The following is a 22,211-nucleotide window of genomic DNA, read 5'->3' as shown; positions in this document are numbered from 1 at the left end:
GTTCAGCCGGCGGCGCGCTGCGGGACCGCGGTGGTGAGCTGCTGGTGGACGTACCGGCCGGCGTGGCCGGCGAGCAGGTCGAGGACGTGGGCGATGTCCTCCAGTGAGGTCTCCGGGTTGAGCAGGGTGAACTTCAGGAAGTGCCGGCCGTCGACCTTCGTCCCGGCGACGACTGCCTCGCCGGAGGCCGCGAGCGCCTCGCGGGCGTACAGGTTGGCGGCGTCGGCCAGCTCCTCGGCGCCGGCGGGCGGCAGGTAGCGGAAGACCACGGTGCTCAGCTGGGACTTGGTGACGACCTCGAAGCGCGGGTCCTCGGTGAGCATCGCCCAGGTGTCGGCGGCGCGCTGCACGACCTCGTCGAAGAGGCCGCCGACGGCGTCCGCGCCCATGACGCGCAGCGTCAGCCAGAGCTTGAGCGCGTCGAAGCGGCGGGTGGTCTGGATGCTCTTGTCGACCTGGTTGGGGATGCGCTGCTCGGCCATCCGGGCCGGGTTGAGGTAGTCGGCGTAGTAGGTGGCGTGCCGTAGCGTGGCGCCGTCGCGGACCAGTACGGCGCTCGAACTCACCGGCTGGAAGAAGGACTTGTGGTAGTCCACGGTGACGGAGTCGGCCCGCTCGATGCCCGCGAGCAGGTGGCGTCTGGTCGGGGAGGCCAGCAGGCCGCAGCCGTAGGCGGCGTCCACGTGCAGCCAGAGCCCGGCCCGCTCGCACTGGTCGGCGATCGCGGGCAGCGGGTCGATGGTGCCGAAGTCGGTGGTGCCGGCGGTGGCGACCACGGCCATCGCGAACAGGTCCTGCTCGCGGCAGCGTTCGATCTCGCGGGCCAGCGCCTGCGGCCGCATCCGGCGGTCCGGGCCGGTCTCGATCAGCACGACCGCGTCCGGGCCCAGGCCCAGCATCCGGGCCGACTTGGTGACGCTGAAGTGGCCGGCGGCGGAGGCGAGGATCCGCAGGCGCGGCAGGATCTCGTGCTTCTCCAGCGGGAGCCGGGAGTTCTTGGCGGCGAGGATGCAGGCCTCCTCGCGGGCCAGCAGCAGGGCCTGGAAGTTGGACTGGGAGCCGCCGCTGGTGAAGACGCCGTCGGCGTCCTGGCCGAGGCCGATCCGCTGGGCCGTCCAGTCGATCAGGCGGCGTTCGATGAGGGTGGCGCCGGCGCTCTGGTCCCAGGTGTCCAGCGAGGAGTTGACGGCGGTGAGGACGGCCTCGCCGAGCAGCGCCGGTATGACCACCGGGCAGTTCAGGTGGGCCAGGTAGCGCGGGTGGTGGAAGTAGACCGCGTCGCGCAGGTACACGTCCTCCAGCTCGTCCAGGGCGGCGGCCGGGTCGCCGAGCGGCCGCTCCAGGTCGACGGCGGCGATCTCGGGGGCGAGGGCGGCCGGGGTGATGCCGCTGAACGGCCGGGTGGTGCGGGTGATCCGGGTGGCGACCCGGTCGATCCCGTCCGCCATCGAGCGGCGGTAGCCCTCGACGGTGCGGTCGTTGAAGAGGTGTGCTCTGCCGTCCACCGCGCGGGCCGCGCTCCCCGGTGCGGCCTCCGCCGAGGGAGGTTCGGCGGTCTGCCCCTGGAAACTCATGGTGCTGTGGATCCTTCCGGTCGCGGACGCGGGCGAATGCATTGCTAAGGTTAGCCTAACCTAAGTAGCGTGAGATCGTGGCCACCCCCGACCCTGAGGGGTGGTCACGCCCCTTACGCTCAGCCCTCGTCGGACGCCGGGCCCGGCGAGCCGCCCGGCCCGGCGCCCGGCCCGGCGCCCTACTCCGCGTCCGGGCCGGCGTCCGCCGACGCGCCGGACTCGGCGGCGGAGATCGCCTCCGCCCGCAGGTCCTCCTCGGAGGCGCCCAGGCGCCAGTACCCCGAGAAGGTGACACTCCGCCGGTCGAAGCCGCGTTCGCCGACCAGGTGGCGGCGCAGCGCCTTCACCGCGCCGGACTCGCCCGCGATCCACGCGTACGGGGTGCCCTGCGGCAACTCGGCGGCGCGCACGGCGTTCAGCAGCGGCGCGGTGCCGGCGTGCTCGCGGACCAGCCAGGTGGCCGCCACCTCGCCCGCGCAGGGCAGGTCCTGGATGTCCTCGGCGTGCGGGACCTCGATCCAGACCCGCGCCCTGGCCCCGGCCGGCAGCTGGTCCAGGATGCCGCCGATGGCGGGCAGCGCCGTCTCGTCGCCGGCGATCAGCATCCAGTCGGTGCCGTCCGGCGGGCGGAAGCCCACGCTCCTGTTGTCGGCCACGGCCGGGCCGAGCAGGATCACCCGCTCGCCGGGCCCGGCCGTCGCGGCCCAGCGCGAGGCCGGGCCGAGGTCGCCGTGCAGGGCGAAGTCGACGTCCAGCTCGGTCCCCCCGGCGGTGTCGGTGCGCTGCTCGCGGATGGTGTACGAGCGCATCACGGCCCGGACGTCCTCGGGCAGGGCGCGCCATTCGTGGAACCAGCCCTCACCCGCCTCGACGGGCAGGACCGGGGCGTCCTGCCCGGGGTGCGGCAGGAACAGCGAGAAGCTCTGGTCCCGTCCGCCGCTCGCGAACGCCCGCAGCTGTTCACCGCCGAGGGTGACCCGGACCATGGTCGGCCCGAGGCGGCGGCTGCGGACGACCTGGGCGTCGAAGAAGCGGAACTGGACCGCGATGGCGGCGGATTCGGTGGTCATGGGGTGTCAGCTGACCTTCTTGGCGTTCTGGACGGCCTTGGCGAGGTTCTCCAGCAGCGGCGCGGCGCCGGCGTAGGAGAAGCGGGGGACGGAGTCCCAGGGGGTGATCTGGTTGGCCCTGACGGCGGGCAGCTGGGCCCAGGCGGGCTTGGCGGCGAGGTCGGCGGGCTGGAGCGCGGTGCTCCGCTTGTCGAGCAGGATCAGGTCCGCGCCGTACTTGCCGGCGTTCTCCCAGCTGAGGGCCTCGAAGTAGTCGCCCGCCTCCAGCTTCTCGGGAACCACGAAGGTGACGCCGAGTTCGCCGAAGTACATCAGGTCGGTGGAGACCTTCGGGTTGGAGACGTACAGCAGGTCGGCGCTGCCGGAGGCGGCCATGACCTTCAGCCCGCCGCTGGCCTTGGCGGCCTGGCGCAGGGTCTCGGCGGCGGCCTCGAAGCGGGCCTTGGCGTCGGTGACCTGCTTGGCCTTCAGGTCCGCGCCGAGCGACTCGGCCAGTGCGGCGTAGCGCTTGATCGGCTCCGGCAGCGGCACCCGGGCGGCGGTGACGGCCACGCTGGGGGCGAGCTGGAGGATCTTGTCCTTGCTCTCGTCCGGCACGTACCAGAGCGCCTCCGGGTCGTACATGTGGGTCACCAGCAGCTCGGGGGCCAGCGCCGCGTACTTCTCGATGCTGAACTCGCCGTAGACGTTGCCGAGTACCTCGACCTTGTCGACCTTGAGGTCACCGGCCTGTGGGTCCGGCTTGCCGTCCGCGAGCTTGGTCTCGCCGAACACGCCGACGATCTGCCGGTCGACGCCGAAGTCCACCAGGGCCGCCGCGGCGCCGGTGTAGGCGACCACGCGGGTCGGCCTGCTCTTGGCGCCGACCTCCTTCCTCCGGTCGTCGGTGAAGCTCCACGGGCCGCTCTTGGCACCGGACGCGGCCGAGCCGGAGCCCGAACCCTTGCTCCCCCCGCAGGCGGTGAGCGCGGCACCGAGTGCGGCGGCGCCGCCGGCGGCGAGGACGCCGCGACGGGAGAGCTGGGGGGTGGTTCTGAAACGCGGCATGACGGTGTCTCTCTCGCGATCGAAGGCGGTGCGCGGGGGCCCGCGGGCCCGCAGCGTGCATTAGGTTAACCTAACCTTAGTAGTTGTCCAGAGCGGGCCTCGCCGCCCCCGCCTGCACCGGAGCCCCTGTGTCAGTCACCAAGTCACCACCGGACGAAGGGGTTCCGGCGGCCTCGCAGCCACCGCCGGGCCGGCCGCCGGGCAGCCGCGACTCGCTGCGCGCCGCCGGCCTCGGGCTCGCCGTCCTCGCTCTGCTCGCCGTCCTGGGCCTGAGCATCGGCGTCGGCGCCAAGCAGCTCGCGCCCGGCGCGGTGTGGCAGGGCCTGCTCGACAGCGCCTCGCCCGACTACACCGTGGTGCACCGGATGCGGCTGCCCCGCACCCTGCTCGGCCTGCTCGCCGGGGCGGCGCTGGGCCTGGCGGGCGGCGTGATGCAGGCCCTGACGCGCAATCCGCTCGCCGACCCGGGCCTGCTGGGCATCAACGCCGGCGCCTCGGCCGCGGTGGCCACCGCCACCTTCCTGGGCGTGGCCGGCTTCACCGGCTACGTCTGGTTCGCGCTGGCCGGCGCCGCCCTCGTCTCGGTCCTGGTCTACGCCGTCGGCGGCGGGCGCGGCGCCACCCCCGCACGCCTCGCGCTCGCCGGGTCCGCGCTCAACGCCACCCTCTTCTCCTACGTCAGCGCCGTCATGCTGCTGGACACCGGCTCGCTGGAGAAGCTGCGCTTCTGGACGGCCGGTTCGCTGGCGAGCGCCCAGCCCTCGACGGTGGCCGGCCTGGCGCCCTTCGTCGGGGTGGGGCTGCTGCTCGCCCTCGCCCTGGCCCGGCCGCTGAACGCCCTCGCGCTCGGGGACGACTCCGCCCGGGCGCTCGGCGCCAGCCCCGCCCTGGTGCGCGGCGGCGCCATCGTGGCCGTCACTTTGCTGTGCGGGGCGGCCACCGCGGCCTGCGGGCCGGTCGTCTTCGTCGGGCTGATGGTGCCTCATCTGGTCCGCGCCCTCACCGGCCCCGACCTGCGCTGGATGTTCCCCTACTGCGCGGTGCTCGCCCCCGTGCTGCTGCTCGGTGCCGACGTGCTCGGCCGGGTGCTCGGGCGGCCCGGCGAACTCCAGGTCGGGATCGTGACCGCCGTCCTCGGCGGCCCGGTCTTCCTCCACTTCGCGCGACGTGGGAAGGCGGCACGGACATGAGGGTGATCCGACTCGGGAGCGGCCTCTCGCTGCGCTACCGGCCGCGGGCCCTGGCGGTGGGCGCGGGCTGCGCACTGCTGGCGCTCGCCGTCGCCGTACTCGCGCTCGGCAGCGGCGACTACCCGGTCAGCGTCGGCGAGGTGCTGACCACCCTGACCGGTGGCGGCACCCCGGCCCAGGACTTCATCGTGAACCAGCTCCGGCTGCCCAGGGTGGTCACCGCCCTGCTGGTCGGCGCCGCACTGGCGCTGGCCGGCGCGCTGTTCCAGTCCCTGGTCCGCAACCCCCTGGGCAGCCCGGACATCCTCGGCTTCACCCAGGGCGCGGCCACCGGCGCGCTGACCGTGGTGGTGGCCGGCGGCAGCAGCCTGGCGCTGTCGGCCGGCGCGGTGGCCGGCGGCCTGGTCACCGGCGCCGTGATCTACCTGCTCGCCTGGCGGGGCGGGGTGCACGGGCACCGGCTGGTGCTCGTCGGCATCGGCAGCGCCGCCATCCTCACCGGCGTCAACAGCTACCTGCTCACCCGGGCGCAGCTCACCGAGGCCGCCCGGGCCGTGCTCTGGCTCACCGGCAGCCTGGACGGCCGGGGCTGGGGCGACGCCCGGCCGCTGCTGGTCGCCCTCGCCGTGCTCGTCCCGCTGGTGCTGCTCGGCTGCGGCCGCGCGATGCAGCTGATGGAGCTGGGCGACGACGCGGCGAACGCGCTGGGCGTACCGGTGGAGCGGCTGCGCCTGACGCTGCTGGCCTCCGCGGTGCTGCTGGCCTCGCTCGCGGCGGCCGCCGCCGGGCCGGTCTCGTTCGTGGCGCTCACCGCGCCCCAGCTGGCCCGCCGGCTCACCCGGGCGCCGGGGCCGAACCTGGCCGCCTCGATGGGCGTCGGGGCCGCCCTGCTGGTCGGCTCCGACTGGGCCGCGCAGCGGGCGTTCACCGGCCACCAGCTGCCGGTCGGCGTGGTGACCGGTGTGCTCGGCGGCGGGTACCTGATCTGGCTGCTCGCCACCGAGCGCAGGGCGGGCCGGATATGACCGACGCCCGGCCCCCGGAGCCGCCGGCCCCGGCGCCCCATCGCGAAGCCCCGCACGACGTACCCGCAGGAGTACCTGCGGGCAAGCCCGCAGACCCACCCGCGGGAGGACCTGCGCACAACGAGGAAGACGGAGAGCCGACCATGGAGCACGGCCAGGCGCGGCTGAGCGGCAGCGGGCTGACCCTCGCGTACGAGCAGCGGACCATCGCCGAGGACCTCACGGTGGCGATCCCCGACCGGTCGTTCACCGTCATCGTGGGCCCGAACGCCTGCGGCAAGTCCACCCTGCTGCGGGCGCTGTCGCGGATGCTGAAGCCGGCCGCCGGGACGGTGCTGCTGGACGGGCAGGACATCGCGGGGCGGCCCGCCAAGCGGGTGGCCCGGACGCTGGGCCTGCTCCCGCAGTCCTCGATTGCGCCGGACGGCATCACCGTCGCCGAGCTCGTCTCGCGCGGGCGCTACCCCCACCAGGGGCTGCTGCGGCAGTGGTCGCGCGAGGACGAGCGGGTCGTCGATGAGTCGATGGCCGCGACGGGCGTCGCCGACCTGGCCGAGCGTCAGGTGGACGAGCTGTCGGGCGGTCAGCGCCAGCGGGTCTGGATCGCGATGGCGCTGGCCCAGCAGACGCCGCTGCTGCTGCTGGACGAGCCGACCACGTACCTGGACATCGCCCACCAGATCGAGATCCTGGATCTCTGCGCCCGCCTGCACGAGGAGCAGGGCCGCACCCTGGTGGCCGTGCTGCACGACCTCAACCACGCCGCCCGCTACGCCACCCATCTGATCGCGATGCGCGCCGGCCGGGTGGTGGCGTCGGGCCCGCCGGGGGAGATCGTCACGGCCGAGCTGGTGGAGGAGGTCTTCCGGCTGCCCTGCCGGGTGATCGACGATCCGGAGACCGGCACGCCGCTGGTGGTGCCTGCCGCGCGCCGGCGGTCTGGCACGTCCGTCCCGGCCTGAATTGCCCACCCGGAGGGCCGTGCCACAACTCAGGCAGGCCTTACCGAATTGAGACGAGGAGTGGCGTGAGCATCGAGGTCTTCCGGGACGCATGGGGGATACCCCACCTGCGCGCGGGCAGCGCGAACGAACTCGCCTTCGCCCAGGGCCGCAACGCCGCGGTGGACCGGGCCTGGCAGCTGGAGGTCGAGCGGCACCGCGCGCAGGGCAGTACGGCCGCCTTCCTGGGCGCCGACGCCGTCGAGTGGGACCGCTTCGCCCGGCAGGCCCGGCTGGCGGACACCGCCCGGCGCTGCTTCGACGCGCTCGACGAGGACACCGCGGCCTGGGTGTCGGCGTACGTCGACGGCGTCAACGACGGCCTCGCCGAAGGCGCCCGCCGGGCGCCGCAGTTCGCCGCCGCCGGGCTCGCCCCGGGCCGGTGGCGGCCGTGGACGCCACTGGGCCTCTGGCTCTCCACCCACATCCTCTTCGCCGGGTTCCCCACCAAGCTCTGGCGCGAGCAGGTGGCCCGCGCGCTCGGCGAGGACCTCGCCGAACTGTTCGCCACCGACGGGCCCGGCACCTCGGGCAGCAACGGCTGGCTGGTGAGCGGCGGGCGCACCGCCACCGGCGCCGCGATCATCGGCGGGGACCCGCACCGCTTCATCGAGGACCCGGGCGTCTACCAGCAGATCCACCTCTCCTGCCCCGAGTTCGACGTGGTCGGGCTGGCCGTCCCCGGCGTCCCCGGCATCGGCCACTTCGGGCACACCGGCACGGTGGCCTGGGCGATCACCAACGCGATGGCCGACTACCAGGACCTCTACCGCGAGCAGCTGCGCCGGCGCGGCGAGCAGCTGGAGGCGCTCGGCCCGGACGGCTGGCGGCCCGTCGCCCGGCACACCGAGACCATCGAGGTCGCCGGAGCCGAGCCGGTCGAGGTCGAGGTGATCGAGACCGACCGCGGCCCGGTGATCATCGGCGGCCCCGAGGACGCCGAGGCGATCAGCCTGCGCTACCCGCCGCGGGTCAGCGGCGAGTTGGGCTTCGCGGCGCTCCCCGCCCTGCTGCGTGCGAGCACCGTCGCCGACGTCGACCGCGCCTTCGACGGCTGGGCGGAGCCCGTCAACGTCGTCCAGGCCGCGGACACCGGGGGCGGCCTGCTGCACCGGACGGCCGGGCGGGTGCCGCTGCGCCACCGCGACAACCGGCTGCGGGTGGTGCCGGCCTGGGAGCCCGGGCACGACTGGCAGGGCTGGCACCACCCGATGCCGCGGGAGGACGTCGAGGGCGTCGCGGCGATGGCCAACCAGCGTGGCCTGGCCGCGCCGCTGGGCGTCGAGTTCGCACCCCCGCACCGGGCCGAGCGGATCCGCCAGCTGCTGGACACCTCCACCGCGTGGACCGCCGAGGACATGGCGTTCATCCACACCGACACCCACCTCGCCTCCGCCGCACCGCTGCTGGCCCTGCTGGAGGGACTGGAAGGTCCGCAGGGTCCGGCCGGGCCGGAGCGGCTCGACCCGGCGGCGCGGAGGCTGCGGGAGCGGCTGCTCCGCTGGGACCGCCGGATGGCGGCCGACAGCACCGACGCCACGGCGTACGCGCGGCTGCGCGCGGCCGTGGTGCGCCGGCTGGCCGCCGATCCCGCGCTGTCCGCACTGGCCGGACCCGCGCCGTACCCGGCGGTCTTCCAGCCCTGGCTGGTCCTCACGTCCCGGGTCGGGTACGCGCTGGGGACCTTGCTGACGGGTGCGCGGCCGGCCGGTATCGACCGGAGCGCGCTGGTGGCGGCGGCCCTGCGGGAGGTGGCCGAGGCCGCCGAGCCGGATGTCGCCTGGGGCGAGCTGCACCGGCTGGCGCCCTGGCAGGCGCTGCCCGGTGCCACACCCGAGGAGTGGCCGGGCGTGGCCGGTGACCACGACTGCGTGCTGTCCACGTCGAGCGTCCCCGGCCTCACCGACCGCTTCGCGCGCGGCCCGGCCGCACGCTACGTGTGGGACCTGGCCCGGCGTCAGGACAGCCGCTGGGTCGTGCCGCTCGGCGCCGACGGCGCGCCCGGCGCCCACCACCGCGACCAGCTGCCGCTGTGGCTGGCCGGCGACCTGGCACCCGTGATCACCGACTGGAACCAGCTCACCGAGGAGCGACATGACGTCTGAGTCCGCCACCCGCCGCGAGGCCGTGCACGAGCAGGCCGTGCCCGGCTTCGGGACGGTCCGGATCCTGCCGCTGGAGCCGGCCCTGGACGCCGAGCTGCTCCACGGCTGGGTCACCCAGCCGCGGGCCCGGTTCTGGGGCATGCTCGACGCCGACCGCGAGCGCGTCCAGGAGATCTACGAGTACGTGGACTCGCTCACCACCCACCACGCCTACCTGGTGCACCGCGACGGCGAGCCCGTCGCGCTCTTCCAGACGTACGAACCCGAGCACGACCCGGTCGGCGAGTGCTACCGGGTGCGGCCCGGCGACTTCGGCGTCCACCTGCTGATCGGCCCCACGGCCGGCGCGGCGGAGCAGGGCTTCACCACCACCCTGGTGTCGGTCTTCCTCGCCCACGTCCTCGGCGACCCGGCCCGGCTGCGGATCGTGGCCGAGCCCGACGCCCGCAACGACAAGGCGATCAACCTGCTGCTGCGGACGGGCTTCGAGCTCGGCCCCGAGATCGAGCTGCCCGAGAAGCGGGCCCGGCTGCTCTTCCTGAGCCGCGACGGGCAGAGCCGGGTCGCGCACGACTGAGCCCGGCCGCCGGCCGGCGGGGCACGGCCGGATCCCGCCGGCAGGCCCGCCCGGCCCTCGCGGCGCCGCTACCCTCGGTTCACCCGGCGAGCCCGTGGCCGGGCACCCGGCGGTGAGGGGAGCAGTGTTGGCGATCTCCACGCACCGGAGGGTACGGCGCACTCCCCGCCGCGGCACCCGGACTGCGCCCGCCCCGGCGGCGGCGCGCTACTCGACCCGGCCGACCGGGCGGGCCCCGGCCAGGCTGACGTCGCCACGGACGAGCGCGGCGGCCTGCTCGCCGGTGAGCGGGCGGGCGAACAGGTAGCCCTGCCCGAGCGGGCAGCCCATGGCGGCGAGCAGGTCGCGCTGCACGGTGTTCTCGATGCCCTCGGCGATGACCTGCACGCCGAGGGTGTCGGCGATCCGGGTGATGCCCTCGACCAGGGCGTACTGCTGCTGGGAGAGCCCGAGGCCGTCGATGAAGGACTTGTCGATCTTCAGGATGGAGATCGGGAACTCGCGCAGGTAGCTCAGCGAGGAGTACCCCGTCCCGAAGTCGTCGATGGCGATCCCGACCCCGAGATCGCCGAGCGTCTGCATGTCGGTGCGCACCCGCTCGTCGCGCCGCATCAGGACGCTCTCGGTCAGCTCCAGCACCAGCGATCCCGGACTCATCCCGGAGTTGCGGACCGTCTCGCGGACCACGTCCACGAAGCCGGCGTCGCGGAACTGCCGGGCCGAGACGTTGACGCTCACGTGCAGCGGCGTACGGCCCTGGGCCAGCCGGCGCCGGGTGCTCAGCCGCTGCCAGCCGGCCGCCTCCTGGGCGGCTCGCTCCAGTACCCACGCGCCGAGCGGCACGATCTGGCCGCTCTCCTCGGCCAGCGAGATGAACTCGTCGGGCAGCACCATGCCGCGCTGGACGTGCGGCCAGCGCACCAGCGCCTCGAAGGCCACCAGGTCGCCGGAGGAGAGGTCGACGATCGGCTGGTAGTAGATCGCGAACGCCGACTCCGCGATCGCGGTGTCCAGGTGTTCGTTGAGCTCGTGCCGCTCGACCAGCCCCGCCTGCTGGGCCGGCTGGTACTGGCACCACTGGCGCTTGCCGGCCGCCTTGGCGGAGTAGAGGGCGAGGTCGGCGTGGGTGAGCAGTTCGGCGGAGTCCACGCTGTCCTCGGTGGTGGCGACGCCGACGCTGGCCGAGACCCGCACGGCGCCCGCACTGAGCCGGAACGGCTCGGCGAACGCGCTCAGCACCGCGTCGGCGATCGCCCCGACGTCGGCCGGCCGCAGCGCGTCCTCCACCAGCACCGCGAACTCGTCGCCGCCCAGGCGCGCCGCCGTGTCGGAGGTGCGCAGCGCGGTGGAGAGCCGCAGTGAGACGGCGACCAGCAGTTCGTCACCGACGGCGTGGCCCTGGGTGTCGTTGACCACCTTGAAGTCGTCCAGGTCCAGGAACAGCACCCCGGTGACGGCTCCGCTGCGCTCGCTGCGGGAGAGGGCGTGGCCCACCCGGTCCTGGAACAGCACCCGGTTGGCGAGCCCGGTCAGCGAGTCGTGGAAGGCCTGGTGGGTGAGCTCTCGCTCCATCTGGCGCTGCTCGGTGACGTCGCGCAGGGTGAGCACCAGGCCGCCGACGGTGGGGTCGTCGCGCAGGTCGTTGCAGCGCACCTCGGCCTCGATGGGGGTGCGGTCGTGGCGCAGCAGCCGCCAGTGCTCCCGCTGCTCGGCGTGGTCGCGCGAGCGCATCAGGGCGAGGGCGTTGCCGACCGAACGGGTGTCCTCGGGCGGGACGAGGTCGGTCATCCGCACGCCGTCCAGGTCGGGGTAGCCCAGCACCCGCTGGGCGGAGGAGCTGGCGTACCGGATGCCGTCGTCCGTGTTGAGGATCAGGATCACGTCCGAGGCGCTCTGCACCAGCGTGCGGAAGTAGGCCTCACTGTTGCGGCGGGTGAGCTCCTGGCTGAGTGTCACCCGTTCCACGGCCAGGGCCGACTGGGCGGCGAGGATCTCCAGGGAACCCCATAACGCGATGAGTTCCTGCTCGGTACCGGTGACGATCAGCGCCCCGATCAGCGGGTCGCCGGAGGGGCGCTCCTCGAGGGTCAGCGGGCAGAGCAGGGCGCTGGGCATGCCGTTGAGGCGGGCCGCCAGGTCGTTGCCGAGCTCCTCGACGGGCAGCAGCCTGGTCTCGCGGATGGTGGCCAGGGCGAGCACCTCGTCGGACGGGTCGCCCACGGGGTGCTGGTCCGCGCCGCGTTCGGCGTGCCGTACGTGCAGCATGCCACCCTCCGTCACGGCCAGGAGCGCCACGTGACCGGGCTCGGTCGGCATCAGGGTCGAGGCGGCGGTCTGGACGGCGTCCGCGACCTCCTCCACCGCCACCGCCGAGGTGAGCGAGGCACCGGCCTCGCGCAGGGCCCGCTCGCGGGCGATGGCCTGCCGGTGCGCGAGCACCACGCCGGCCAGCCGGGCGAGCACCAGCAGGAACAGCACGGCGGAGAACGCGCCGATCACCCCGACGTTGGTGGTGTTGCCCTGGACGGCCTCCAGGATCAGGATGCCGGGAGCGATCAGCGAGGCGAGGGTGAGCAGGGTCAGCCGCCCGGCGCTGATGTCGGTCTGCTGGGTCGGGATCGGCCGGGTCAGCTCGACCATCGACGGATGCAGGGCCGCGGCGCCCCACGCGCAGTAGAAGGCGGCCCAGCCGAGGTCGACCGGTGTGCCGATCCGCCAGGTGCCGTGCAGCAGGATCAGCCCGTACAGCACGTCGGAGATCAGGATGCCGACCGTGCCGATGGCGAGCAGTTGGAGCGAGCGGCTCTTGCCGCCGCGCGGCACCAGCAGCCGCATCAGCATCGCCAGCACCAGGACGTCCCCGAGCGGATAGGCGATCGAGATCGCCTTCTGCATCCAGGTCAGTTCAGGGTTCCGGGCGTAGGGCAGGATCAGGTAGATCCAGGACAGCAACGCCAGGCCCACGGTGAGGGTCAGTGCGTCGATCAGGCTGCCCCGGTCCTGATGGGCCGTCCGCCAGCGGATGAATCCCAGCACACCCGCCGCGTACAGCAGGAACTCGGCCAGGTAGAAGGCATCGGCGACCGAGGGGAACGGATTGTTCAGGTGCAGGAACTCGTTCTGGATGACCTGCACCACCTCGCCGGCGGTGAAGGTCAGGTTCGCCACGGCCAGGAGGTACCACGGCAGGGCGTGCGCAGGGCGGTTGATATGGACCCCGACGATGATGGCGACCCCGCTGCCGAGGCCGATGACCGTCCACCAGATGATCCGCTGACTCGGATTGATGTAGTAGACGCAGGTGAACAGCACCATCCACGCGATATAACAGGCCATCAACCGCTGTCGTCGACGTGTCAAAGAAAGCTACCCCCTTCGCGACATCACCGACGGGAACGGTGGGATTCGGAGGCGGGATTCGGAAAGGACTGACGGCGCCCCAGGAATCCCTTCCCCGGGCCTCCGTTCTCGGGTCTCCCGAGTATAGTCGGGAGGGAAAGCGCAGTGCTTGATTCGAGTCGCCCGAGGGCCGGCTTCGAAGATCTGCACCTCTAGCATTCTGCCGACACATCCCGAGGTCAAGCCGGTGGACGCTCTGACAAGCCCTGTACGCGACAATTCCGGGCGGGGTGTCGTTCTGTGTAACAGTGATGAACAGTATGCGATCTGGCCCGCCGAATACCCGGTGCCCACGGGGTGGCGGCAGGTGTACGGGCCCGCCGGGCGTGACGCGTGCGTGGCCCAGGTCGAGGAACTCTGGACCGACCTCCGGCCGGTCCGCCGGGGCCCGCCACAGGGTGGCCCCGGGACCGCGCAGCCCACCGGGCAGCAGCCCCCGCACCGGTCCGCCCACCAGTCCGTCTACCGGCTGTTCCGGGCCCGGGCCGCGCTGGCACCCGACGCCGTGGCGGTGCTCGCCGACGACAGCCGCCTGACCTACCGCGAGCTCGACCGGCTCAGCGACCGGTTAGCCCTGGCGCTGCGTGGCCTGGGCGTGCGCGCGGAGAGCGTGGTGCCCGTCTGCATCGACCGGAGCCCCGACATGGTCACGGCGCTGCTCGCCGTCCTCAAGGCGGGCGGCGCCTTCCTGCCACTGGACCCGGCCCACCCCGACCTGCGGCTCGCCCAGCTGGTCGCGGACTGCCGGTGCGAGCTGCTGCTCACCACCCGCGCCCACCAGGGCCGGTTCGAGGGCCTGCGGGCCCGCGCGGTCGCGGTGGAGGAGTACCGGGAACCACCCGGACCGCCGCAGGCGGCCGGGCACGCCGCGCAGCCGTCCGGACACCCGGCGCAGCCGTCCGGACACCCGGCGCAGCTGCCCGACGACTCGGCGCCCGAGGACGCGGCCTACCTGATCTACACCTCCGGGACCACCGGCACCCCCAAGGGCGTCCTGGTGAGCCACCGCTCCCTGGCCTTCACCCTCGCCCGGGTCGCCGCGGCGTACGAGCTCACCCCGGCGGACCGGGTCCTGCAACTCGCCGCGCTCGGCTTCGACACCTCGCTCGAACAGATCCTGGCGACGCTCACCAGCGGCGCCACCCTCGTCCTCGCCGGCAGCCACACCTGGGCGCCCACGGAACTGCTGCACCGGCTGCCCACCCTCGGGCTGACCGTGGCCGACATGACGCCCGCCTACTGGCACCACTTCCTCGGCCTGCTGCCCGACGACGGGCCCCCGCCCGCCGGCCTTCGGCTGGTCATCGTCGGCGGCGACACCGTGCACGCCGACGACTGCCGCAGCTCGCTGCGCCGACTGCCCGGCACCCGCCTGGTCAACGCGTACGGGCTGACCGAGGCCGCCATCACCTCCACGCTCTGCGAAGTCACCCCGGCCCTGCTGCACACCGCCTCCACGGCCCCGGTGCCGATCGGCAAGCCGCTGCCCGACGCCCGGGTGCACGTCCTGGACACCAAGCTCTGCCCGGTCCGGCCCGGGGAGAAGGGCGAGATCTACCTCGGCGGCCCCGGCGTCGCCCGCGGCTACTGGCACCGCCCGGGCCTGACCGCCGAACTCTTCCTGCCCGACCCGTACGCGGTCGGCGCCGGCGAGCGGATGTACCGCACCGGGGACGCCGGCCGCTGGCGCCCGGACGGCAACCTGGAGATCCTCGGCCGGGTCGACGACCAGGTGAAGGTCCGCGGCTACCGGGTGGACCCGGCCGAGATCGAGGCCGTCCTCGCCGCCCACCCGGCGGTCCGCCTGGCCCGGGTCACCCCGGTCGAACAGCGCGGCAACGGCGTGGCCCTGACGGCGTACTACACCCTGGCCGACCGCGGCGGCACGGACGCCAGGGCCCGCCGGGACGCCATCCGGGAGTACCTGGCCGAGCGGCTCCCGGACTTCATGGTCCCGGCCGAGTTAGTCCTGGTCGACCAGATGCCGCTCACCCCCGCCGGCAAGATCGACCGCCGCCGGCTGCCGCACACCGAACCCCTGGTGCACCGGCGCGGCGCCGGAGCCGCCGCCGGCAACGGCAGCGCGGTGGAGTCCGGCGTCGCCGAGCTCTGGTCCGAACTGCTGGACGTCCCGGACGTCGGCACCGAGGACGACTTCTTCGAGCTGGGCGGCAACTCCCTGCTCGCGATGGAGATGCTGGCCCGGGCCCGCATCATGTTCGGTATCGACGTCACCGAGATCCGCTTCCTGACCCGCTCGCTGCTGCGCGACTCCAGCCTGCGCTCCTTCGCCGAGGCCACCCGCTCGGCCCGGGTCGGCACCCACAGCACCGACGGCCGGGCCGTCGACTTCGCGGCCGAGGCCGAACTCGGCGTGCCGGTACGGCGATCCGCCCTGCCGTCGCCCGACCGGAAGCGGCCCGCGCAGATCCTGCTCACCGGAGCGACCGGCTTCTGCGGCGCCCACCTGCTCAAGACGCTGCTGACCGACACCGAGGCCCGGATCCACTGCCTGGTCCGCGCCCCGGACGAGGAGCACGCGTGGGAGCGGATCCGGGCGGCGCAGCAGCGCTTCCTGCGCCACGATCTGAAGGACGAGCGGGTCGTCCCGCTGGTCGGCGACCTCACCGAGCCGCTGCTCGGACTGACGGAGTCCCAGTTCGACACGCTGGCAGACTCCCTGGACGCGATCCACCACCTGGGCGGCCAGGTCAACTTCATCTACCCGTACCACCAGCTGCGCCAGGCCAACGTCGGCGGCACCCGCGAGGTGCTGCGCCTGGCCGGCCGCTCCCGGGGCATCCCGGTGCACTACCTCTCCAGCCTCGCCGTCCTGGCCGGCTTCGGCCCGGCCGGCGTCGGGTCCGTCACCGAGAGCACGCCGCTGGACCACGCCGACCGGCTCTCGGTCGGCTACGTGGAGAGCAAGTGGGTCGCCGAGGCGCTGCTGCACAACGCCGCCCGGGCCGGGCTGCCCGTCACCATTCTGCGCACCAACGACGTCACCGGGGACCTCGCCACCGGCGTGCTGAACACCAGCACCGAGGTGTGCGCGCTGATCAAATACCTCGCGGACAGCGGCACCTGCCCCGACGTGCGGCTGCTGCTGGACTTCGTGCCCGCGGACCGCTTCACCCGCGCCGTCGTGCACATCGCGGCCCACGCACCGGCCGGCGGCGAGGCCTACCACCTCACCAGCCCTCGCCCCGCCGTGCTCGCCGTGCTCGCCGAACGCCTGCGGGCCAGGGACTACCCGGTCGAGGAACTCCCCTACCAGCAGTGGGTGCAGGGCCTGGTCCGGTTCGCCGCCGGGCACCCCACGCACCCGATCACGCCCTTCGTCCCGCTGTTCGTGGACCGCTGCCCCGGCACCGAGCTCTCCATCAGCGAGATGTACTTCCGGCCGACCTTCCCGCTCTTCGACCGTTCCAACACCGTCCGGGCCCTGGAGGGCAGCGGCATCGAACTGCCCGCCGTGGACCACGGCCTGCTCGACCTCTACCTCGACCAGCTGCAGAGCAGCGGCTACCTGGCACCCGCCGAGGTGCCGGACCGGCGGCTCTGACGGCACCGACAGCCCTGTGAGCCCCAGCGGCTCCACCGGATCCGAGACCTCTGACAGCTCCGACAACTCCGACAGTTCTGACGGCTCTGACGGCGGGAGGACCGCGCCATGGTGACCACGTACAGCGGCTGGCACACCGTCGACCTCGCCCGCGCCCCCGCCGACGCCCCGGCGGCCTTCTGCGCGGACCTCGGCCCCGAGGGCCTGCTCGCCGCCTATCGGCGCGGCCTGTTCCCGATGCCCGCGCCGGACGAGTACGCCGCGGCGCTCAACGAGGCGCTGTTCGAGGACCGGGTGGCGGCGGGGGAGATCGCCGTCCTCGGCCCGGCGCAGCCGCCGGAGGCCCCGTACGAGGTCGCCTGGTGGTCCCCCGACCCGCGCCCGGTCATCACCGTCGAAGGCGCCCGCCTCGGAAGCCGGCTGGCCCGGCGGCTGCGCAACCGGCTCGGCTGGTCGACCAGCGCCGACCGGGCCTTCGCCCGGGTCGTCGAGGAGTGCGCGCAGGGCCGGCCCCAGCAGTGGCTCGGCCCCGGACTGCGGGCGAGCCTGCGGAGTCTGCACCGCGGCGGCTGGGCGCACAGCGCCGAGGTGTGGGACGACGGCGGCGAGCTGATCGGCGGCGTGTTCGGCATCCGGATCGGGCCGGTGCTCAGCCTGGACTCGATGTTCAACCACCGCACCGACGCCGCCCGCGTCGCCGTCGCGGACCTCGCCGCCCGCTTCGCCGAGGCGGGCGGCGAACTGCTGGACGCGCAGTGGGACAGCCCGCACATCCGCAGCCTCGGCGCCGAGCCGATCCCGCGTGCGCGCTACCTGGCGGTACTGGGACAGCCCGCCGCGCCGCCGTCGGCACCGTCACCGCTGCCGCGGGCCCTGCTGCCGGCCGGCCGGCTGGCCGGCCGGCAGCGTGAGCCGCGCTCGCGGCCACCGAGGCGTGCTCGGGTGATCGGCTAGGGGAGCGTGATCACGACCTTGCCGAACGGGCTGCCGTCCCGAAGGTGCCGGTATGCGGCGATCGCCTCGTCGAACCCGAAGACCCGGTCGATCACCGGCCGCAGCCCATGCCGTGACAGCGCCGCGTTCAGCTGCTCGAAGCTCGTCCGGCTGCCCACCGCCAGGCGCTGGAGGTGGAAGAACCGCCCGTTGAACAGATTCGGATCGAACGCCGCCCCGCCCGCCGGGAAGGCCCCGACCAGCGAGATCTGCCCGTTGAAGCCGATCGAGGCGACCGATCTGGCGATGGTCGGCGCGCCGACCGCCTCCACCACCAGGTCGGCGCCGCGCCCGCCGGTGAGCGCGGCGACGGCCTGCTCCCACTCGGGCGTGGCCCGCCGGTCCACCACCTCGGCGGCGCCGAGCTCCCTCAGCCGTCGGGCCTTCTCCTCACCCGAGGTCACCGCGATCACCCGCCCGCCCAGCGCCGCCGCCAGCTGGACCCCGAACAGTGCCACCGCGCCGGAGCCCACCACCAGCACGGTGTCCCCGGCGGCCAGTGGGCGCGCCCCCGTGGTCAGCGCGGCCCAGGCGAGCACGCCGGCGCAGGGTAGCGTCGCGGCCTCCTCGTAGGACAGGTGGGCCGGTATCCGCACCACCGACTCCTCGTCGACCACCTGATACTCGGCCAGCATGCCGCCCAGGCTCGCCCCGTACTGCTCGCTGATCAGCGGCAGCGTCATCGGCCCGTCGATCCAGCGGCGGAAGTACGTGACCGCGACCCGGTCCCCGGCCTCCGCCCGCCGGACGCCCTCGCCGACGGCCACCACCTCGCCGGCCCCGTCGCTGAGCGGTACCACCCCGGCCGCGGCGCGCAGCGGGTACGTTCCGTCGAGGATCATCAGGTCCCGCCGGTTCAGCGAGGCCGCCCGCACTCTGATCAACACCTGCCGCGGGCCCGGCGGCGGCAACTCCTCCGCGCGCATGACGAGGCGATCGACGCCGTCGAGGCCGTCGACGCCGTCCTGCGGCTTGTCGAGGTGGTAGCCGGTGGAGGTCCGGGAGTGCGCCATGGTGGTCCGTCCTGTCTCCTCGCAGGAGCCGTTCTCCCGCTGGCGAGAACGGTACGGACGTCCGGCTGGCAGTGAATCAGTCGTGGATAGGTATCGCCCGTCGTCTGACGTGTGTTCAGAATCGCCTGTCGGCAGGCATGTTCATGCCTTGCTCGCTGCCCGCCTGCGGAGTCGACCGGCCGGAGCGCCGGCTCTCCGCTCGTCCGGAGGGCCGGCGCCCGGCTGGTGGCGCTCTGCACCGTCGGCGCGGCGTCCGCCTGCGCCGGGCGTGGAACCGTCCGCCGAGGGGTCGGCGGGGGCGCCGATCGGGCGGCTCTCCCGAGCGGACAGGGAGGGCCGGTGCGACGGCCCGATCGGCGCCGAGGTCGGCCCGGCGCCGAGGTACGGGGCCGGCCGTGGGTGGGCCGGCTACGTGGCCTGCGCGGTGAGCAGCCCCACGCTGTAGCCGTCCTCGTCCACCACCGGCCAGGCGGCCAGCCGGCGCTCACGCATCGTGGCGGCGGCTGCGCCGGCGAGCATGCCCGCCGTCGCGAACGGGCGACCGTCCTGGACGATGTCGCGTACCGCCAGGCGCTCGGTGTACCAGGAGGTCACGCGGAACGGGGCGAGCTGAGCCCAGGTCAGCATGCCGGTGCAGCGTCCGTCGTGGCCGCGTACCAGAATGTGGTCGACGTGGGCACCCTGCATCACGGCGATGGCCGTGTCGACCAGGACGTCGTCGCTGATCTGCAGGTCCGTCGGGCGCATGCGGTCGGAGACCATGACGGAGACGGTGGCCGCGTGGAGTGCGGGTTCGGGCAGGCAAGTGGTCATGACCCGCCTCCGTTCACCATGACGGCCGTCGCGCGAGGCCCGTCCGAGATCAGCTCGCTCGCGGTGCGGGTGTTGGCCGGGTCGGCCGCGGCGTCCATCAGCCGGGCGGCTTCGCCGTCGTCGGTCTCCGGCGGGATCACCAGCAGGTCGAGGCGGCCGGGGGAGAAGGAGCGGATCATCATCTCGTGCTGGTCCTGCTCCTCGAGGAACCAGCCCACGTGGATCACGTGGCCACCGACCGGGATCCTGCGGGGCACGACCGGCCACCGGTGGGGGTTCACGGTGATCCGGGTGACCCGGCCCCACGTGCTGTCCAACTCGGCGACCAGTGCGGGGAGTTCGAGCAGGAGGTTGCGCGAGTGGGGCCACCACGCGCCGTCCAGCCGGCCGGGGGCGGATCCGTGGGGGGTGAGAGAGAGTCGCAGCTGTGGCGTCGAGGCCGGTAGCGGGGGAGCCGCACGGTCGCCGTCGAAGGTCACGGTGGTCACGGTCATTTCGTGGACCAGTCCCCGGGCCCGTTCACACGGAACCGGCGTCGTCGATCTCCGGAGACGAAGCCGGTGTCGGGACCAGCATGCGAGGTGCCTTCGGTGGTGCCAACCCTACTCCGGCGCAGGGCCGCACCTCGCATGTTTGCGCAGGGCACGTTTGCGCAGGCCGAATTCCGGCCGGTGGCACTGTCCCGAGCGTACAGTTGAGATACCGAGGACGCAGCGCATGCCGGCATCCGGATCCGGCGTCGCCCTTGGAAGCCACCCGGCTCGTCGAGAGCCGGAGACGGGCCCACCATGTCGCTCGACCGTACGTTCCCTTACTCCCTCTTCGAGGCCCCCGGCCTCCTCGGTCAGATCGACCGCCGGCCGTCACGGCTGAGCCTGGATCCGTCGCTGGCGCACAGCGGGATGTTCGACGGTGCCTGGTGGCCCCGGACCCGCGATCTGGAACGCGAACTGCCCGCTCTCATCATCGCACTCCGGCGGCGGGTCGGACCGGTCCTGCACGTCAGCGTCGAGCGATCGGCCTGGGACGCCGCCCCGGGGCGGGTGACCGTCGACGGCCGGGTCGTCCGCGTCAACTGCTTCTCGTCCAGCCTCCACACCATGGGGGTCGGCGGCGGCCACCAGGACCACTTCCTGCTCCTGGTCGTACCCCCGCACACCGACGCCACGGTCGCCAGGGCCGCGATGGCCTGCGCCGCCCGGCCGGGCAACAGCACCCCGGCCCTGCGCATCCTCACCGTCCGCGCCGCGCTGCCCCCGGGCACCTGGCCCCCGCCCTGGCCGCCTCCGTTGCCGCCGGCTCCGCAGCCTCTCCCGCCGTTGCCACCGCTGCCGCACTAGAGCGGGTGCGGGCGGTGGCCCGGCGTCGGCCGGCACGCCGGCGGACCCGGCGTCAGGAGACCGCGTACATACCGCCGCCCATGGTCAGCCCCGTCCGGTGGGCCAGGGCGGCGGCCTCGCCGCGCGAGCTGACGCCCAGCTTGCCGAGGATGTTGGCGACGTGGAACTTCACGGTCGACTCGCTGATGTGCAGCGCCTGCGCGATGTCGCGGTTGCGGCGCCCCAGGGCGAGCTGGTCGAGCACCTCCAGCTCGCGCGGGTGCAGCCCGTCCAGCGGGTCGGCGATCGGGGTGGCCGGCGGGCCGAGCGGCAGGGTGGCGGTGACGGTGCTGCCCCAGCCGGGGACGGCGTCCACGGTGAGCCGGCCGCCGAGGGCGGTGAGGCGGTCGGTGGTCCGGCGCAGGGCCGGGGCGTCCTCGGCGGGCAGGCCGGGGCCGTCGTCCCGGACGGTGACGCGCAGGGTGTCCTCCTCCACCTGCCAGGCCACGTGCAGGCGTTGGAGCCCGTCCTGTTCGAGCATGGCGAGCACGGTGCTGCGCACGGCGGCGCGGGCGCTGTGCGCGATGTCGGCCGGCAGGGTGCGGCCGGTGGCGGGCGGGCGCAGGTCGAGGCGGACGGGGCTGTGCCGCAGCAGCGGCCTGAGCTCGTCGGTGAGCCGGCCGAAGGCCTCCGTGGCCGGTTCCTCGCTGAGCGAGCGGTCGAGGTCCGCGCTGGCGCGCAGCTCGATCATCGAGGCGACCGTGAGGTCGACGGCCGCGCGCCGGGCGGTGCCGTCGTCGAGTCCGGTGGCTCGCAGGGTGCCGAGGATCGCGGACAGTGCGGAGGCGTGTGCGTCGGTGAGTTCGGCGATCGCCCGGGCCCGTGCGCCCGCCGCCGCGCGCGAGGTGGCGGCCTGGACGGGGGCGGCGTCGGCGGCGCGGTGGTTGGCGTGCACGGTGAAGAGGTCCCAGATCCGCTGGACGATCGCGAGCGTCCGCTCGGGCAACCGCTCGGACCGGGTGCGTACCAGCACGAGCAGGGCGCCGTTGGTGCCCGCGGGCGCGGAGGCGACCGCCAGGGTCGGCCGTGCGGCGCCGGCGAGGACGGCTTCGCCCTGCCACGGACGGCCCGCTGACGCCCGGTCGGCGAGCCGGCCCAGCTCACTGCTGCTGACCCGCGCGGCGAGCTCGCGGTCGCCGTCGGCCTTGGTGGGCGAATGGCTGCAGACGCCGCTGAGTTGGGCGATCACGCGGTGCGGTACCAGGTCGGCCAGGACCTGCGAGAGCCGCGGGAGGAGCTGCGGGCGGGGCGCCTGGAGGACGGCGATCGCCTTGGCCAGGACGTCCTCGGGGTTGGTCCAGCCGTCCGCGTCGAGGCCGTCGGCGTCGAGGCCGTCGGCGCTGATGGCGTCCGCGCCGACGCCGTTCCCGTCGAGGCCGGTCCCGGCCGTGCTGTTCGCGTCCATGCCGTTCACGATAGCCGCGCGGTGCGGGCGGCGGACTGGCCTTTCGGCCAGGGGG

16 protein-coding genes are annotated in these 22,211 nt (G+C 73.9%); 8 read left to right on the top strand and 8 right to left on the bottom strand.

Going from position 1 to position 22,211, the window contains the following annotated elements; translation table 11 throughout:
* Positions 1–2: 2 nt before the first annotated feature.
* From ACIBH3_RS05680 to ACIBH3_RS05670, 3 genes are all read right to left on the bottom strand, one after another.
* Positions 3–1,574, bottom strand: coding sequence for a pyridoxal phosphate-dependent decarboxylase family protein (locus ACIBH3_RS05680; RefSeq protein ID WP_396310601.1), 1,572 nt, complete (start codon positions 1,572–1,574; stop codon positions 3–5).
* A gap of 179 nt (positions 1,575–1,753) precedes the next feature.
* Positions 1,754–2,644, bottom strand: a complete 891-nt coding sequence (locus ACIBH3_RS05675; RefSeq protein ID WP_396310600.1) for a siderophore-interacting protein — start codon at positions 2,642–2,644, stop codon at positions 1,754–1,756.
* A 6-nt stretch (positions 2,645–2,650) separates the two neighbouring features.
* Positions 2,651–3,691: an ABC transporter substrate-binding protein gene (locus ACIBH3_RS05670; RefSeq protein WP_396310599.1), complete on the bottom strand. Its 1,041-nt coding sequence runs from the start codon at positions 3,689–3,691 to the stop codon at positions 2,651–2,653.
* Between the two features lie 128 nt (positions 3,692–3,819).
* Between ACIBH3_RS05670 and ACIBH3_RS05665 the strand changes: the two genes are divergently transcribed.
* From ACIBH3_RS05665 to ACIBH3_RS05645, 5 genes are all read left to right on the top strand, one after another.
* A complete protein-coding gene (locus tag ACIBH3_RS05665) occupies positions 3,820–4,881 on the top strand; it encodes a FecCD family ABC transporter permease (protein WP_396310598.1) in 1,062 nt (353 codons plus the stop codon).
* Complete coding sequence (locus ACIBH3_RS05660; RefSeq protein ID WP_396310597.1) at positions 4,878–5,906, top strand: FecCD family ABC transporter permease; 1,029 nt, start codon at positions 4,878–4,880, stop codon at positions 5,904–5,906. Before ACIBH3_RS05665 ends, ACIBH3_RS05660 begins: the two co-directional genes overlap by 4 nt.
* Positions 5,907–6,049: 143 nt before the next feature.
* The gene (locus tag ACIBH3_RS05655) at positions 6,050–6,868 is read left to right on the top strand and encodes an ABC transporter ATP-binding protein (RefSeq protein ID WP_396310596.1); all 819 of its coding nucleotides are present in this window, start codon (positions 6,050–6,052) and stop codon (positions 6,866–6,868) included.
* A gap of 65 nt (positions 6,869–6,933) precedes the next feature.
* Entirely contained in the window at positions 6,934–9,012 is a 2,079-nt protein-coding gene (locus ACIBH3_RS05650; RefSeq protein ID WP_396310595.1) for a penicillin acylase family protein, read from the top strand.
* Positions 9,002–9,589 carry a GNAT family N-acetyltransferase gene (locus tag ACIBH3_RS05645; RefSeq protein WP_396310594.1) on the top strand — a complete coding sequence of 196 codons (588 nt, stop codon included), beginning with the start codon at positions 9,002–9,004 and terminating at the stop codon, positions 9,587–9,589. Before ACIBH3_RS05650 ends, ACIBH3_RS05645 begins: the two co-directional genes overlap by 11 nt.
* A 207-nt stretch (positions 9,590–9,796) precedes the next feature.
* On the opposite strand, the gene ACIBH3_RS05640 is transcribed toward ACIBH3_RS05645, so the two are convergent.
* The gene (locus ACIBH3_RS05640; RefSeq protein ID WP_396310593.1) at positions 9,797–12,904 is read right to left on the bottom strand and encodes a putative bifunctional diguanylate cyclase/phosphodiesterase; all 3,108 of its coding nucleotides are present in this window, start codon (positions 12,902–12,904) and stop codon (positions 9,797–9,799) included.
* A 271-nt stretch (positions 12,905–13,175) separates the two neighbouring features.
* Here ACIBH3_RS05640 and ACIBH3_RS05635 point away from each other — a divergent pair, with 271 nt between their 5' ends.
* The gene (locus ACIBH3_RS05635; RefSeq protein WP_396310592.1) at positions 13,176–16,553 is read left to right on the top strand and encodes an amino acid adenylation domain-containing protein; all 3,378 of its coding nucleotides are present in this window, start codon (positions 13,176–13,178) and stop codon (positions 16,551–16,553) included.
* Positions 16,554–16,661: 108 nt separating this feature from the next.
* On the top strand, positions 16,662–17,507 hold the full coding sequence (locus ACIBH3_RS05630) for a leucyl/phenylalanyl-tRNA--protein transferase (RefSeq protein WP_396310591.1): 846 nt from the start codon (positions 16,662–16,664) through the stop codon (positions 17,505–17,507).
* On the opposite strand, the gene ACIBH3_RS05625 is transcribed toward ACIBH3_RS05630, so the two are convergent.
* The 3 genes from ACIBH3_RS05625 to ACIBH3_RS05615 form a co-directional block, all read right to left on the bottom strand.
* Positions 17,504–18,559, bottom strand: coding sequence for an NAD(P)-dependent alcohol dehydrogenase (locus ACIBH3_RS05625; RefSeq protein WP_396310590.1), 1,056 nt, complete (start codon positions 18,557–18,559; stop codon positions 17,504–17,506). The two genes, ACIBH3_RS05630 and ACIBH3_RS05625, sit on opposite strands and share 4 nt — an antisense overlap.
* A gap of 408 nt (positions 18,560–18,967) precedes the next feature.
* Positions 18,968–19,372, bottom strand: a complete 405-nt coding sequence (locus ACIBH3_RS05620; protein WP_396310589.1) for a CBS domain-containing protein — start codon at positions 19,370–19,372, stop codon at positions 18,968–18,970.
* Entirely contained in the window at positions 19,369–19,866 is a 498-nt protein-coding gene (locus tag ACIBH3_RS05615) for a DUF5994 family protein (protein ID WP_396310588.1), read from the bottom strand. The genes ACIBH3_RS05620 and ACIBH3_RS05615 overlap by 4 nt, the downstream gene beginning before the upstream one ends.
* 294 nt (positions 19,867–20,160) lie before the next feature.
* Here ACIBH3_RS05615 and ACIBH3_RS05610 point away from each other — a divergent pair, with 294 nt between their 5' ends.
* Entirely contained in the window at positions 20,161–20,712 is a 552-nt protein-coding gene (locus tag ACIBH3_RS05610; protein WP_396310587.1) for a DUF5994 family protein, read from the top strand.
* Positions 20,713–20,764: 52 nt separating this feature from the next.
* Here ACIBH3_RS05610 and ACIBH3_RS05605 read toward each other — a convergent pair whose 3' ends face one another.
* Positions 20,765–22,156 (bottom strand): LuxR C-terminal-related transcriptional regulator, encoded by a 1,392-nt coding sequence (locus ACIBH3_RS05605; RefSeq protein WP_396310586.1) that lies wholly within the window; start codon positions 22,154–22,156, stop codon positions 20,765–20,767.
* Positions 22,157–22,211: the final 55 nt, after the last annotated feature.

This window comes from Kitasatospora sp. NPDC050543, from assembly GCF_044457565.1.
GTDB lineage: Bacteria > Actinomycetota > Actinomycetes > Streptomycetales > Streptomycetaceae > Kitasatospora.
This window is presented reverse-complemented; position numbering and strand designations above follow the sequence as displayed.